General features: G+C 56.5%; 15 protein-coding genes. 9 read left to right on the top strand and 6 right to left on the bottom strand.

Going from position 1 to position 13,756, the window contains the following annotated elements:
• Positions 1–73: 73 nt before the first annotated feature.
• Entirely contained in the window at positions 74–943 is an 870-nt protein-coding gene (gene ispE / locus LOC22_RS00740) for a 4-(cytidine 5'-diphospho)-2-C-methyl-D-erythritol kinase (protein ID WP_017693293.1), read from the bottom strand.
• Positions 940–1,551: a lipoprotein insertase outer membrane protein LolB gene (gene lolB / locus LOC22_RS00735; protein ID WP_003856665.1), complete on the bottom strand. Its 612-nt coding sequence runs from the start codon at positions 1,549–1,551 to the stop codon at positions 940–942. The genes ispE and lolB overlap by 4 nt, the downstream gene beginning before the upstream one ends.
• Positions 1,552–1,752: 201 nt before the next feature.
• Here lolB and hemA point away from each other — a divergent pair, with 201 nt between their 5' ends.
• The 6 genes from hemA to kdsA are packed head-to-tail and all read left to right on the top strand — an operon-like array spanning position 1,753 to position 7,056.
• Positions 1,753–3,009, top strand: coding sequence for a glutamyl-tRNA reductase (gene hemA, locus LOC22_RS00730; RefSeq protein ID WP_003856666.1), 1,257 nt, complete (start codon positions 1,753–1,755; stop codon positions 3,007–3,009).
• Positions 3,010–3,050: 41 nt separating this feature from the next.
• Positions 3,051–4,133: a peptide chain release factor 1 gene (prfA, locus tag LOC22_RS00725; protein ID WP_023296764.1), complete on the top strand. Its 1,083-nt coding sequence runs from the start codon at positions 3,051–3,053 to the stop codon at positions 4,131–4,133.
• A complete protein-coding gene (prmC, locus tag LOC22_RS00720; RefSeq protein WP_230239256.1) occupies positions 4,133–4,963 on the top strand; it encodes a peptide chain release factor N(5)-glutamine methyltransferase in 831 nt (276 codons plus the stop codon). The genes prfA and prmC overlap by 1 nt, the downstream gene beginning before the upstream one ends.
• Positions 4,960–5,352, top strand: a complete 393-nt coding sequence (gene sirB2, locus LOC22_RS00715; RefSeq protein WP_017384257.1) for an invasion regulator SirB2 — start codon at positions 4,960–4,962, stop codon at positions 5,350–5,352. Before prmC ends, sirB2 begins: the two co-directional genes overlap by 4 nt.
• 3 nt (positions 5,353–5,355) lie before the next feature.
• On the top strand, positions 5,356–6,165 hold the full coding sequence (sirB1, locus tag LOC22_RS00710; RefSeq protein ID WP_006810913.1) for an invasion regulator SirB1: 810 nt from the start codon (positions 5,356–5,358) through the stop codon (positions 6,163–6,165).
• Between the two features lie 36 nt (positions 6,166–6,201).
• The gene (gene kdsA, locus LOC22_RS00705; RefSeq protein WP_003856671.1) at positions 6,202–7,056 is read left to right on the top strand and encodes a 3-deoxy-8-phosphooctulonate synthase; all 855 of its coding nucleotides are present in this window, start codon (positions 6,202–6,204) and stop codon (positions 7,054–7,056) included.
• 115 nt (positions 7,057–7,171) lie between these two features.
• Here kdsA and chaA read toward each other — a convergent pair whose 3' ends face one another.
• A complete protein-coding gene (gene chaA / locus LOC22_RS00700) occupies positions 7,172–8,272 on the bottom strand; it encodes a sodium-potassium/proton antiporter ChaA (protein ID WP_003856672.1) in 1,101 nt (366 codons plus the stop codon).
• Positions 8,273–8,540: 268 nt separating this feature from the next.
• Between chaA and chaB the strand changes: the two genes are divergently transcribed.
• Together chaB and LOC22_RS00690 are read left to right on the top strand one after the other, a co-directional pair.
• Complete coding sequence (chaB, locus tag LOC22_RS00695; protein WP_003856674.1) at positions 8,541–8,771, top strand: putative cation transport regulator ChaB; 231 nt, start codon at positions 8,541–8,543, stop codon at positions 8,769–8,771.
• 177 nt (positions 8,772–8,948) lie between these two features.
• Entirely contained in the window at positions 8,949–9,644 is a 696-nt protein-coding gene (locus tag LOC22_RS00690; protein WP_017384255.1) for a gamma-glutamylcyclotransferase, read from the top strand.
• A gap of 30 nt (positions 9,645–9,674) precedes the next feature.
• Here the strand turns inward: LOC22_RS00690 and LOC22_RS00685 are convergent, their stop codons facing one another.
• The 3 genes from LOC22_RS00685 to LOC22_RS00675 all read right to left on the bottom strand — a co-directional run bounded on the left by LOC22_RS00685 (position 9,675) and on the right by LOC22_RS00675 (position 12,353).
• The gene (locus LOC22_RS00685; RefSeq protein WP_015570352.1) at positions 9,675–9,914 is read right to left on the bottom strand and encodes a hypothetical protein; all 240 of its coding nucleotides are present in this window, start codon (positions 9,912–9,914) and stop codon (positions 9,675–9,677) included.
• A 194-nt stretch (positions 9,915–10,108) separates the two neighbouring features.
• Positions 10,109–11,893: a methyl-accepting chemotaxis protein gene (locus LOC22_RS00680; protein WP_230239255.1), complete on the bottom strand. Its 1,785-nt coding sequence runs from the start codon at positions 11,891–11,893 to the stop codon at positions 10,109–10,111.
• 106 nt (positions 11,894–11,999) lie between these two features.
• Positions 12,000–12,353 (bottom strand): DsrE/DsrF/TusD sulfur relay family protein, encoded by a 354-nt coding sequence (locus LOC22_RS00675; RefSeq protein WP_015570354.1) that lies wholly within the window; start codon positions 12,351–12,353, stop codon positions 12,000–12,002.
• Positions 12,354–12,426: 73 nt separating this feature from the next.
• Here LOC22_RS00675 and nasR point away from each other — a divergent pair, with 73 nt between their 5' ends.
• Positions 12,427–13,599, top strand: coding sequence for a nitrate regulatory protein NasR (gene nasR / locus LOC22_RS00670; protein ID WP_230239254.1), 1,173 nt, complete (start codon positions 12,427–12,429; stop codon positions 13,597–13,599).
• The last annotated feature ends 157 nt before the right edge of the window (positions 13,600–13,756 follow it).

Genomic DNA, 13,756 nt, shown 5'->3' with positions numbered 1-13,756 from the left:
CGGGGCCTAAGCAAACGCTATCCAGGCGGTGTATTAAAGAGCGCGATGCAACGTCTGGAACAGGGTGACGTTGTCACCGAAACTCAGTCTGCGCCAGAATGGCCTGCTGTAGGGGGGAGGTGTTCATCCCGCGTGCTACAAAACCATGCAGCCAAACCGGCGCTTGCTCAAGCACCTGACGGGCGGCGGTTTCGGTGTCAAATTCAGCAAAGACACAGGCCCCTGTACCGGTCAGGCGCGACGGCGCGTATTCTAACAGCCAGGAAAGCACCGCATCAACCTCGCGAAAACGTTTTCTTGCGATATCCTCGCAATCGTTGCTGAATTCACAATTTAATAACGTTTTTATTGACCGTGCCGGGGTATTTCTTTTCAGGTCAGGATCTTTAAAGATGACCGGGGTAGGAATGCTCACGCCGGGGTGAACGATCAGATACCATTTTTCCGGCGGATCGACCGGCGTGAGGATTTCACCGACACCTTCAGCGAACGCCGCGTGGCCGCGCACAAACACCGGTACATCGGCGCCCAGCGTCAACCCTAACGCTGCCAGTTCGTCCGTCGTCAGACCGCAGCCCCAGAGGTGGTTAAGCGCCACCAGTACAGTCGCGGCGTTTGATGAGCCGCCGCCAAGTCCGCCGCCCATCGGCAGGCGTTTGTCGATACGGATATCCGCACCGCTTCCCGCCGGCAGACGACCCGACGTCGACGCCGTTTTCATCAGCAGGCGGGCAGCGCGCACGATCAGGTTATCGTCATGCGCCACGCCGTCGACCGGCGTCAGCAGGCAAATCTGCCCGTCCTGACGCGGTTCGATGGAGATGGTGTCGCCGTAATCGACAAACTGAAACAGCGTTTGCAGGGTGTGATAGCCGTCAGCGCGCTGCCCGGTAATGTAGAGAAACAGGTTCAGTTTTGCGGGAGAGGGCCAGTGGGTCATCATTTAACGATCCAGTTGTCCATTTTCAGCTTGATACGCTGGCTACCCTGCGTCAGCTCCATATTGGACGGCAGCGACGGTTGCGTCTTGCTGTCATACGCGCTGTACACCACTTTCCAGGTTTTACCGCCCTGGGTGTAGTTCACCTGGCTCAGACGGTATTGATCGTCGAGCGTATAGTCGGTTGCGTCACCCGGCAGGCCAAGGATCCACTGACGCAGACTATTGAGCGGAATCGGCATTCCGGTCAGCTTGCCAATCATCTCTTCGGCGTCGGTTGCCGTGTAGTGCTGGCCTTTGTTATCGGTGATCTGCGCTTCGCCAGGCTTCGCGTTCAGCTCCAGTTCGGTGCTGCCCAGCGGGTTCAGCAGCAGCAGGCGATAGTTGTCCTGACCCGTTTGCTGCCAGAAGAAGCGAGCGTAAACTTTTTGTTCGTCAGAGAGATAAGCAAATGCACCGCGGGTCTGATACTGGCTTAATTTCAGCACGTCCTGCTGGTGCTGACGCCACTGCGGTGAGTCAGGGCTTTTGCCCGGGCCTTTCGGCTGATGAACGGAACAGGCGGTCAGAACCAGGGCCGCCAGAGGCAGCAGGCGAATCATTCGGGTCATAATGATGACAAATCCTTGAGATACGTTGCAGTTATAACTGTTAATGCTAGCGTTGAAGGGTGCCACCGTCTACGTTCAAATTATCTCAAAGCGTGGCGTAAGCTATTACTCCGAAAGGGGGCAGTCTCTTTTATTGATCTCGCGCATCCTGTATGATGCGTCCTGCTAACCTTATTAACGCTGGTACTACTCCCGCTCAACATGACCCTATTAGCACTCGGTATTAACCACAAAACAGCCCCGGTTTCACTGCGAGAACGCGTTACGTTTTCGCCGGATACGCTCGACCTGGCGCTGGACAGCCTGCTTGCACAGCCGATGGTGCAGGGTGGCGTGGTGCTGTCGACGTGCAACCGTACCGAGCTGTATTTGAGCGTAGAAGAGCAGGACAACCTGCACGAGGCGCTGATCCGCTGGCTGTGTGACTACCACAACCTCAACGAAGAAGAGCTGCGCAACAGTCTGTACTGGCATCAGGATAACGATGCGGTCAGCCATCTGATGCGCGTGGCCAGCGGTCTGGATTCGCTGGTGCTGGGCGAGCCGCAGATCCTCGGCCAGGTGAAAAAAGCCTTCGCGGATTCCCAGAAAGGGCATCTGAAAGCCAGCGAACTGGAGCGAATGTTCCAGAAGTCATTCTCCGTGGCGAAGCGTGTGCGAACCGAAACCGACATTGGCGCCAGTGCGGTTTCGGTTGCTTTCGCGGCCTGTACCCTTGCCCGTCAAATTTTTGAATCCCTGTCGACCGTCACCGTACTGCTGGTGGGGGCGGGCGAAACCATCGAGCTGGTGGCGCGCCATCTTCGCGAACACAAGGTGAAGAAGATGATCATCGCCAACCGCACCCGCGAACGTGCCCAGGTGCTGGCAGATGAAGTGGGCGCTGAGGTGATTGCGCTGAGCGACATCGATGAACGTCTGAAAGAGGCGGACATTATTATCAGTTCTACCGCCAGCCCGCTGCCGATTATCGGGAAAGGGATGGTCGAGCGTGCGCTGAAATCCCGCCGCAATCAGCCGATGCTGCTGGTGGATATCGCCGTTCCGCGTGATGTCGAACCGGAAGTGGGCAAACTGGCGAACGCCTACCTGTACAGCGTGGATGATCTGCAAAGCATCATTTCGCACAACCTTGCCCAGCGTAAGGCGGCGGCTGTGCAGGCGGAAACCATCGTTGAACAGGAAACCAGCGAATTTATGGCCTGGCTGCGCGCGCAAAGCGTCAGCGAGACCATCCGCGAATACCGCGGTCAGGCGGAGCAGGTGCGTGATGACCTGACGGCCAAAGCGTTAGCGGCCCTTGAACAGGGCGGCGACGCGCAGGCGATTATGCAGGATCTGGCCTGGAAACTGACCAACCGCCTGATCCATGCCCCAACCAAATCTCTTCAGCAGGCTGCCCGTGACGGGGACGATGAACGCCTGACAATTCTGCGCAACAGCCTCGGGCTGGAATAGCGCCCTATACCCATTTTCTAAGACAAGGTGCATTTACGCCTATGAAGCCTTCTATCGTCGCTAAACTGGAAGCTCTGCACGAGCGCCATGAAGAAGTCCAGGCGCTGCTCGGCGATGCCGGGATCATTGCCGACCAGGAACGTTTTCGCGCGCTGTCGCGTGAATACGCGCAGTTAAGTGATGTTTCAAAATGCTTTACCGACTGGCGACAGGTCCAGGAAGATATCGAAACCGCGCAGATGATGCTCGACGATCCTGAGATGCGCGAGATGGCGCAGGAAGAGTTGCAGGACGCAAAAGCGCGTTCAGAAGAGATGGAGCAGCAGCTTCAGGTGCTTCTGCTGCCGAAAGATCCGGATGATGAGCGTAACGCCTTTGTGGAAGTCCGCGCCGGTACCGGCGGCGACGAAGCGGCGCTGTTCGCCGGGGATCTGTTCCGAATGTACAGCCGTTATGCCGAATCCCGTCGCTGGCGCGTGGAGATCATGAGCGCCAACGAAGGCGAGCATGGCGGCTACAAAGAGGTTATCGCCAAAATCAGCGGTGACGGCGTGTACGGTCGACTGAAATTTGAATCCGGCGGTCACCGCGTGCAGCGCGTGCCTGCGACAGAATCTCAGGGACGCATTCATACGTCAGCCTGTACGGTGGCGGTGATGCCGGAGCTGCCGGAAGCGGAACTGCCGGATATCAACCCGGCGGATCTGCGCATCGACACCTTCCGCTCTTCAGGGGCAGGTGGTCAGCACGTTAACACCACCGACTCCGCTATCCGTATTACTCACCTGCCCACCGGGATTGTGGTTGAGTGTCAGGATGAACGTTCCCAGCACAAGAACAAAGCTAAAGCGTTATCCGTGCTGGGCGCCCGTATTCACGCGGCGGAAATGGCGAAACGCCAGCAGGCGGAAGCCTCTACCCGCCGTAACCTGCTGGGCAGCGGCGATCGTAGCGACCGTAACCGTACCTATAACTTCCCGCAGGGTCGCGTAACCGACCATCGCATCAACCTGACGCTCTACCGTCTGGATGAGGCGATGGAAGGCAAGCTCGATATGCTGATTGAGCCTATCGTGCAGGAATACCAGGCCGACCAGCTGGCGGCACTGTCCGAGCAGGATTAATGGATTTTCAGCGCTGGTTACGCCATGCCGCCAGTGAGCTTTCTGCAAGTGAAAGCCCGAAGCGCGACGCCGAAATTCTGCTTGAGCATGTGACGGGTAAAGCCCGCACGTATCTGCTGGCTTTCGGCGAAACCGCGCTAACCGCTGAACAGCTATCGCAGCTGGAGACGCTGCTTGCCCGCCGTAAAACCGGCGAGCCGGTGGCGCATCTGGTTGGCGAACGCGAGTTCTGGTCACTTCCGCTGTACGTTTCAGCGGCCACGCTGATCCCGCGCCCGGACACCGAGTGTCTGGTGGAGCAGGCGCTGGCGCGGTTACCGGCGCAGCCGTGTCAGATCCTCGATCTCGGCACCGGCACCGGGGCGATTGCGCTGGCGCTTGCCAGCGAGCGGCCGGACTGCACCGTGACGGCGGTAGACGTGATGCCGGATGCGGTCGCCCTCGCGCGGCGCAACGTTGAACGGCTGGGGCTGAACAATGTTTCCGTTCTGCAAAGCAGCTGGTTTGCCGCGCTTGAAAGCCGCATGTTCGAAATGATTGTCAGCAATCCGCCCTACATCGACGAAGACGATCCGCATCTCGCGCAGGGCGACGTGCGTTTTGAACCGTTGACCGCGCTGGTCGCTGCGAATCAGGGACTTGCGGATCTCGATCACATTGTGACAACGTCACGGCAACATTTGCTTCCCGGTGGCTGGCTGCTGGTGGAACATGGCTGGACGCAGGGAGAGGCGGTGCGAGCGCTGTTTACGCGTGCCGGATATGTTGCCGTGGAAACCTGCCGGGATTACGGCGGCAATGAACGTCTGACGCTGGGGCAGTGGTCATGAGCCTGTTTACGCTGCTGATCTCCGTTCACCTGGTTTCCGTTGCCCTGACCATCGGCTTTTTCATTGCCCGCTACTGGTGGCGCTACAGCAACAATCCGCTGATTAACGCCCGCTGGGTACGCATCGCCCCGCACTGTATCGATACGGTGCTGTTCCTTTCCGGAGCCGGGTTAATGTGGAAAACCGGCTATCTGCCATTTACTGATAAAGGCGCATGGCTGACTGAAAAGCTGTTTGGCGTTATCATCTACATCGTTTTGGGTTTTATCGCGCTTGGGCGTCATCGTCCGCGCAGCCAGCAGACAGGGTTTATCGCCTTTTTGCTGGGTCTGGTGGTGCTGTACATCATCATTAAACTCGCCACCACAAGAATACCGTTACTGGGGTAAGTCATGAGGTCCTTAGCCGATTTCGAATTTAACAAAGTGCCGCTCTGCGATGGTATGATCCTGATTTCAGAGATGATCCGCGACGATTTTACGTCACAGTACGTTTACGCTGAACTGGAGAATCTGGTCAGCCTGGCGCGCGAAGAGATCAATCAGGCACGTCCGCAGGACTGGCAATTAGAGAAGCTGATTGAGCTTTTCTACGGCGAATGGGGTTTCTGCGACACGCGAGGCGTGTACCGCCTGTCTGACGCACTGTGGCTGGACCAGGTGTTGAAAAATCGTCAGGGCAGCGCCGTCGCGTTGGGCGCCATTTTACTGTGGGTTGCGCACGAGCTGGATATTCCACTGGTGCCGGTCATTTTCCCGACGCAGATGATTTTGCGGGCGGAGTGGCTGGACGGTGAGATGTGGTTAATCAATCCGTTTAACGGCGACACGCTGGATGAGCATACGCTGGACGTCTGGCTGAAAGGCAACATCAGCCCGATAGCTGAGCTGTTCAATGAAGATCTTGATGAAGCCGATAACGCCGAAGTGATCCGCAAGCTCCTGGATACGCTGAAGTCTGCGCTGATGGAAGAGCGTCAGATGGAGCTGGCCCTGCGCGCAAGCGAAGTGCTGTTGCAGTTCAATCCGGAAGATCCGTACGAAATCCGCGACCGCGGCCTGATTTATGCGCAGCTCGACTGCGAGCACGTGGCGCTGAATGATTTGAATTATTTCGTCGAGCAATGTCCGGAAGACCCGATCAGCGAGATGATCCGCGCGCAGATTAACGCGATCGCGCATAAGCACATTACACTGCATTAATCTTAATTCCGATTCACACCTGAATAAGGCGATCCTATGAAACAAAAAGTGGTTAGCATTGGTGATATCAACGTGGCAAACGACCTGCCGTTCGTGCTGTTTGGCGGTATGAACGTGCTGGAATCCCGCGATCTCGCTATGCGCATCTGCGAACACTACGTGACCGTGACCCAAAAGCTGGGCATCCCGTACGTGTTTAAAGCCTCTTTTGACAAAGCCAACCGCTCCTCCATTCACTCCTACCGTGGCCCGGGCCTGGAAGAGGGGATGAAGATTTTCCAGGAGCTGAAACAGACGTTTGGCGTGAAAGTGATCACCGACGTGCACGAAGCGTCTCAGGCACAGCCCGTGGCTGATGTGGTAGACGTGATTCAGCTTCCGGCGTTCCTCGCTCGCCAGACTGACCTGGTAGAAGCGATGGCGAAAACCGGTGCCGTGATTAACGTGAAAAAACCGCAGTTCGTGAGCCCTGGCCAGATGGGTAACATCGTCGACAAGTTTATCGAAGGCGGTAACGACCAGGTGATCCTCTGCGACCGTGGTTCAAACTTCGGTTATGACAACCTGGTTGTGGATATGCTGGGCTTCAGCGTGATGAAGAACGTTTCTAACCAGTCCCCGGTGATTTTCGACGTGACCCACTCCCTGCAATGCCGCGACCCGTTTGGCGCCGCGTCTGGCGGGCGTCGTGCGCAGGTGACCGAACTGGCGCGCGCCGGTATGGCAACCGGCCTGGCGGGTCTGTTTATTGAAGCGCACCCGGATCCGGCTAACGCGAAATGCGACGGTCCATCCGCGCTGCCGCTGGATAAGCTGGAGCCGTTCCTGAAACAGATCAAAGCGATTGACGATCTGGTGAAGAGCTTCGACGAGCTGGATACCAGCAACTAATAAAAAAACCCGCTTCGGCGGGTTTTTTTATGGGGCATATTGCCGGGTGGCGCTGCGCTTACCCGGCCTACAAAACCCGTAGGCCCTGCAAGCGAAGCGCCGCTGGGCAAAAAGGCTACGCAAATATCGTCATCAGATACGCAATAAACAGCGCCATATGCGCCGCGCCGTTCAGCACATTGGTGCGGCCGGTGGAGAAGGAAATCTGGCACAGCAGCAAGGATGCCACCATCACAATCATCTCCGGCGCACCCAGCGCAAACTGCAATTCATTCCCCGTCATAAAGGCAATCAGCGTCACCACCGGAACGGTAAGAGAGATGGTCGCCAGAACGGAGCCGAAGAACAGATTCATCGCCCGCTGCACCTGATTATTGAGCACCGCTTTCAGCGCTCCCAGACCTTCTGGCGACAGGATCAACAGGGCCACCAGGAAACCGGTAAAGGCGACCGGCGCGTTCAGTTCAGTTAACAGCGCCTCCAGCGGGTTCGCATTCATCTTGGTGACCGCAATAACGGCAATCAGATGCACGATCAGCCAAACCGTATGCCACGCGCTGCTGTGGGCCGACGGCTTACCGTGATGCGGGTCATCGTCGTCGCCGTCGTCTTCATGCTCGTAAACAAACAGGCTCTGGTGCGTTTTGGTCTGGATCAGCAGGAACACGCCGTACATCGCCGCGGAAATCAGCGCCACCAGCAGCGCCTGGCCGGTGGTGAAATTGGCACCCGGCAGCGCCATCGGGAAGACCAGCACAATAATCGCCAGCGGGAACAGGGCGATCAGGTACTGTTTAATGCCAAAGAGGTTCATGTACTGGGTGGCAAATTTGCGACCACCTAATAAAAGTGAAAAACCGACCAGGCCGCCGGTGACAATCATAATGATGGAGTAGAGCGTATCGCGCATTAGCGTTGGCGCGGCGTCGCCGGTGGCCATTAATGCGGAAATGAGACTGACCTCAAGAATCACAACCGAAAGGCTTAAAATTAATGACCCATACGGCTCGCCAAGACGGTGGGCTAAAACATCCGCATGGCGTACCACACTAAATGCACTGGTTAAAATACCCACCAGAGCCAGAATATTGATCCCCACAACCACTGGCAATGACTGACTGCTTCCCCAGAAGAGCAGCACAGCCAGTGCCAGAACCGGGAAAATGAGAGAGGTCTCCTTGTGGCGGGTTTTTACCGCCTCGTGTGTTGCTGTCATGTGTTTCTCCAACAGTGCAGGTGCTTGTAATTATAGATAGATTTTGAGGGTATTAATTTAACAGAAATTTGTTAAATACCCTGTGTTTTTTACTTAATTTTACCCTTTGTGATAATTTTTATGTCTGATGCTTATAATGCCTTGTCTCCATTAAATAATGGTTTAATAACAATGCGTTGTATTTTTAAATTGTTCATTTCTTACTGGCGAGTGGCACCCTCGCGTATCGTCGTCCACACTTATCTTTTAGCCAAAAGAGAGGTTAACGATGCCATACAAATCGAAAAGCGAATTACCGGATAACGTGCAAAACGTATTGCCTGCCCACGCCCAGGATATCTACAAAGAAGCCTTTAACAGCGCCTGGGATCAGTACAAAGATAAAGAAGATCGGCGGGACGATGCCAGCCGTGAAGAGACGGCGCATAAGGTGGCCTGGGCCGCCGTGAAAAATGACTATGAGAAAGGGGACGATGATAAATGGCACAAAAAGAAATAGCCGTCGAATAATACGCTACCTCCATTTTGACATTTCAGGCGGTTGACCTGCCGCTGTATTGCATCTGGCCCGCGAATTGCTTATCGTTGCTCAACTGCTGTTAAAATGAACAGCACAGAATGCCGGGAAGGCGCTTTAAAGATGTCGCAAGGAAGCATGCAGTGGCGGAGGTGGAATGTGTTAACGCGTGATTTCTTGATGAAGGCAGATTGTAAGACGGCATTTGGTGCTATTGAGGAATCGCTTCTGTGGTCGGCTGAACAACGTGCGGCGTCGCTTGCGGCAACGCTGGCCTGCCGCCCGGATGATGGCCCGGTCTGGATCTTTGGTTACGGCTCGCTGATGTGGAACCCGGCACTCGAATTTGTTGAATCGGCAACCGGAACGCTGCCTGGCTGGCACCGCGCCTTCTGTTTGCGCCTGACCGCCGGACGCGGCAGCGCGTGCCAGCCTGGCCGCATGCTTGCACTAAAAGAGGGCGGGCGCACCACGGGCGTGGCATACCGGCTGCCGGATACCACGCTGGAAGATGAGCTGACGCTGCTGTGGAAGCGCGAGATGATCACCGGCTGCTATATGCCCAGCTGGTGCAAGCTGGAACTGGATGACGGGCGCACCGTCAACGCGCTGGTGTTCATTATGGATCCGCGCCATCCGCTGTATGAAGCCGACACCCGTACCCAGGTGATTGCCCCGCTGATTGCCGCCGCCAGTGGACCGCTGGGTACTAACGCCCAGTACCTTTTCTCGCTCGATCAGGAGCTGACGCGTCTCGGTATGCAGGACGACTGTCTGAGTGAGCTGGTGGTGAAGGTGAAAGCGCTGCTGGAAGGGAACCCGCTCAGCAATACGCTGCGGCCGGGTTTTGCCTGATAATACGCCCGGCTGGCCGGGCGTTTACGGTTATGCCGCCACGTAACTTACGGAATGTTCGAGCGACTGGCTGTGGCTGTCGATCAGCACATCCCAGGTGCCGGTGTAAGGCACCGTCAGCCAGGCCTTATCGTCCTGGACGGTAAGGATATCTGCCTGCGATTGCTTCTGTCCTTTTGTACTCATCAGATGGATGCGGCAACGCTCTGAGCAACGCACCACTACCGTATCCCCGCCAAACAGTTTCAGACTTGTTTTAACTCGTGCCATTTTATACCCCGTCGTTTTTGCCCATCCCGAGCGTGATGTTGTTCACAATTTACTCATTGCATAACACCAAAGGGGCAGGGGTGGGATGCTGATTTCGATCAAAAAATGGCGCAACGATTAAACAAAAATGACAAAATCCCTGAAACCTTTCAGCGGACGCGCGTTTTCCCTGCTTTACGCGCGTCCGGGAAAAATTATATGCGGAAATGGCCAGCGGTCTCAGCAAGGTCGCCCGCCTGGCTTTGCAGGGCGCTGGCCGCCGCAGCAGACTGTACAACAAGCTCGGCGTTCTGCTGCACCATGCGATCCAGGTGAGTCACCGCGTGGTTAATCTCATGGATCCCTTTCATCTGCTCCCGGGTGGCAATGGATATCTCACGCATAATGCCAGACACGCTCCCGACGCTGGCGCGGATCTCATCCATGCTGTCGCCCGCAAGGTGCACAAACCGGGAGCCGATTGCTACGCTTTCGGTGGTGGAGTCAATAAGGGATTTGATCTCTTTCGCCGCCTGAGCGCTGCGGCTGGCCAGGTTACGTACTTCCCCCGCAACGACCGCGAACCCACGGCCTTGCTCCCCGGCACGCGCCGCTTCCACCGAGGCGTTAAGCGCCAGAATATTGGTCTGGAAGGCAATGCCGTCAATGACGCTGGTGATATCGCCGATTTTCGCGGAAGCCAGTTCAATGGACTGCATGGTGCTGATGGCCTGAGCGACGACGTCGCCTCCACGGGATGCGGCGGCAGAGGCCTTGCTCGCCTGTTCGTTCGCTTCTGCTGCCGACTCGTTTGACTGCGTGACGGAGGCCGTGATCTCTTCCACGGCGCTGGCGGTTTCGCGAAGGCTTGATGCCGCCTGCTCGGTACGCCCGGAAAGATCCTGATTACCTGCCGCAATCTCATGCGCGGCGTTTTTCACTGAGGCGCTGGCATCACGCAGCTGGATCATCACCACAGAAAGCTTATCGCTGAAGGCGTTAAATGCCTGCGCGATTTGCGCCACTTCATCGCCCCCCTTATCCGGCAGACGCTGCGACAGATCGTTAGTACCGTTGGCAATGCTGTTCATCGCGTCACGGATACCTGACAGCCGCTTAAGCAGGCGAGCAATCAGGAGATGCATGAGGGCACCGCTCAGCAGGGCGAGGATCGCCAGAGACAGTGCAGATGCTTTAAGCAATGACCGCATCCCGGCGGTGGCATCGCCATTATCAAGCGCCACAACCAGCAGCCAGTGCGTCCCCGGTACGGCGGTGGCCAGGAACGTTTTTTCGCGTCCGTTAAATGTTCCGTCAACCAGGTTGCCGCTTTTCAGGGCGGCAAAATCGGTCCCTTTGATCGTCTCCGTAAAAGGCTTAAGCGTCAGCGCAGGATCGCTGCCGGCAATAACGGTGCCGTTGCTGTCCAGAAGCAGTCCGCTGCTGGCCGGGGTCGGGTGAATACCGCGCACGTTAGCCACCACGCTGTCCATCGCCACATCGCCCGCCACCACCGCTTTCAGGGCGCCTTGCTCTTTAACCGGTACCGCGAACGTCACCACCAGTTTCCCGGTGCCCGCGTCCACATAGGGTGCAGTCACTACCGGGCCATCAGCGCTGACGACCTGCTGATACCACGGGCGAAGGGTGGGATCGTAATCAGCGGGTACCCCGGTTGGGTCAGAAAATTTAGCCGTTTTGCTGGCATAACCCACGTAGACGTTGGTGAATCCACCCGCCAGCGCAAGCTGTTTAAACACCGGAACCGGATCGTCGCTGAGCGCGACCGGCTGCGCCGAGGTAATGACGGTCATTTTGCTGTTCACCCAGTCGGCAATCGCCATGTTGTGGCTGGCGCTGGTGCTGGTCAGAATATCGCGCTGCGACTGCTGGTTATCCTGGCGCGTGACCTGAAAGTTAATAATAGTATTAAGAAGAAGGGCGACGACCAGACAGCCTGTCGTCGCGGCAATGATGCGGGCGCGAATGGATCTGAACATAAGTGTAATACCTGCTGTGTTGTTTCCATGCCTATCGGCAACGGTGCAGGTAAACTTGATGCTGAAACCGCGTCCATAAGAAAATAATATTTTTGGCGGGTTATTATTAAAAAGTTAATACTTTATCGGCGGAAAGCGTCCATTCAGCCAGCTCCACCAGCGTGCCAATTTCCACGCCATCAATCAGCGGCAGCCCGGTAATGCCGCGCCCGTCGGTACAGGTTTTGCACAGTTTGACCGGAACGTTTTGCGCGGTCAGGATCTCCAGCATTTGTTGAATGTTGTAGCCCTCTGCGGGTTTCTGCCCTTTCAGCCCGGCCGTGACGGCGTCGGACATCAAAAAGAGGCGCAGCTCCAGCTCACTCTCCTTATCGCGCAGCGCGATTGCCAGGCGCAGGCTGTTAAAAAGGGATTCACTGCCGTAGGCCGCACCGTTGGCGACGATCACAATCTTCTGCATGTTGACTCCTGTTCTTTGAAAAGGCACGAATATTGCTTCTCGTACCGAAGAATACGTATCGGGGAGAGAAACGATGACGATAGTGGCTGGCAGTTCCCCTGGCGCAACCGAATGGTTCCAGCGTGCGAAAATGTTGCGTGAGGAACAGCTCGGCAGACTGGCGCAGCTGGGCGCACTGGTGAACGGCATCAGTCGACTGGTGCATATGCTACAGTGCGAGCGCGGTGCGTCAAATGTCTGGCTCTGCTCGCAGGGCAAATTGTACGCGCCTGAATGCAAGGCCAGCAGGGCCCTGGTGGATGAAAACCTTGCTGTATTGCACCTTCAGTTTAACGAACCGCTGCCGGGCAGCGCCCTCTGCGAACGCATTGCCAGCGCACTGCACGGCCTTGAGACGCTAACGGTGCTGCGTGATGGCGTTACAGGTCAACGAGTCACCGCGCCGCAGGCGATGGAACACTACAGCCGCATACTGCGTCATCTGCTCAGTATCGTACCTCAACTCAGCGACAGCATTGACGATCCGCACATCGCGGGCCGATTTGTGGCCCTTTACAGCCTGATGCAGGGCAAAGAACTTGTGGGACAAGAGCGGGCGCTGGGGGCTATTGGTTTCACCCAGGGATTCTTTGACGATGAAACCCGCCAGCGGCTGGTGGATCGCATTGATGGCCAGCAGGCCTGCTTTGAGGTTTTTATCTCCCATTGCACTCCAGACGTGCAGGAGTCATTTACCCTCAACTGCCTGCCGGGTCTGGAGACTGAAAAACTCAGGCGTGAAGCGTGCACCCGCCAGCCTCCGGCAGATAACGGCGATACCGCCCTCAAATGGTTTGCCCTGCAAACCGCGCGCCTTGAGCACCTGCGCACGCTGGAGGAGGTGGCAATTGCCGATCTGATGACGGCAGTTGAGGAACGTCGCTGTAGCGAAAACCTGCACGCAGACGATGAGCACGACGATATCCTGGCGCGATTTCCTGACAGACCGCTGCTGCCGCTGGTGCGCCAGCAGGCGCGTGAAATTGAGCAACTCTCCCGTCAGCTTGCTTCCCTGCGCGACACGCTGGAGGAGCGTAAGACCATCGACAAAGCCAAAAGCGTGCTGATGACACACCAGAACCTGAGCGAGGAGCAGGCGTGGACTACCCTGCGCAAAATGGCGATGGATAAAAACCAACGCATGGTGGATATCGCCCGTGCGCTGCTGACGGTGAAAAATTTGTGGAAGATACCCCCTGGGGAGTAGTTGCACAGTCAGTGGGCATTTTGTGCCTGATTGAGGTGCGTAAAACAGCGCTCTTCTTGCAGAAACCCCGTAACGCCGGGGATGAAAAGCTGGCATTACCTTTGCATTAACAGATTAACCATTTTCGACGATGCGCCAACGGCGGTGCATGCGTCTT

This window comes from Enterobacter sp. AN-K1 (genome assembly GCF_020971765.1).
Taxonomy (GTDB): domain Bacteria; phylum Pseudomonadota; class Gammaproteobacteria; order Enterobacterales; family Enterobacteriaceae; genus Enterobacter; species Enterobacter hormaechei_C.
This window is presented reverse-complemented; position numbering and strand designations above follow the sequence as displayed.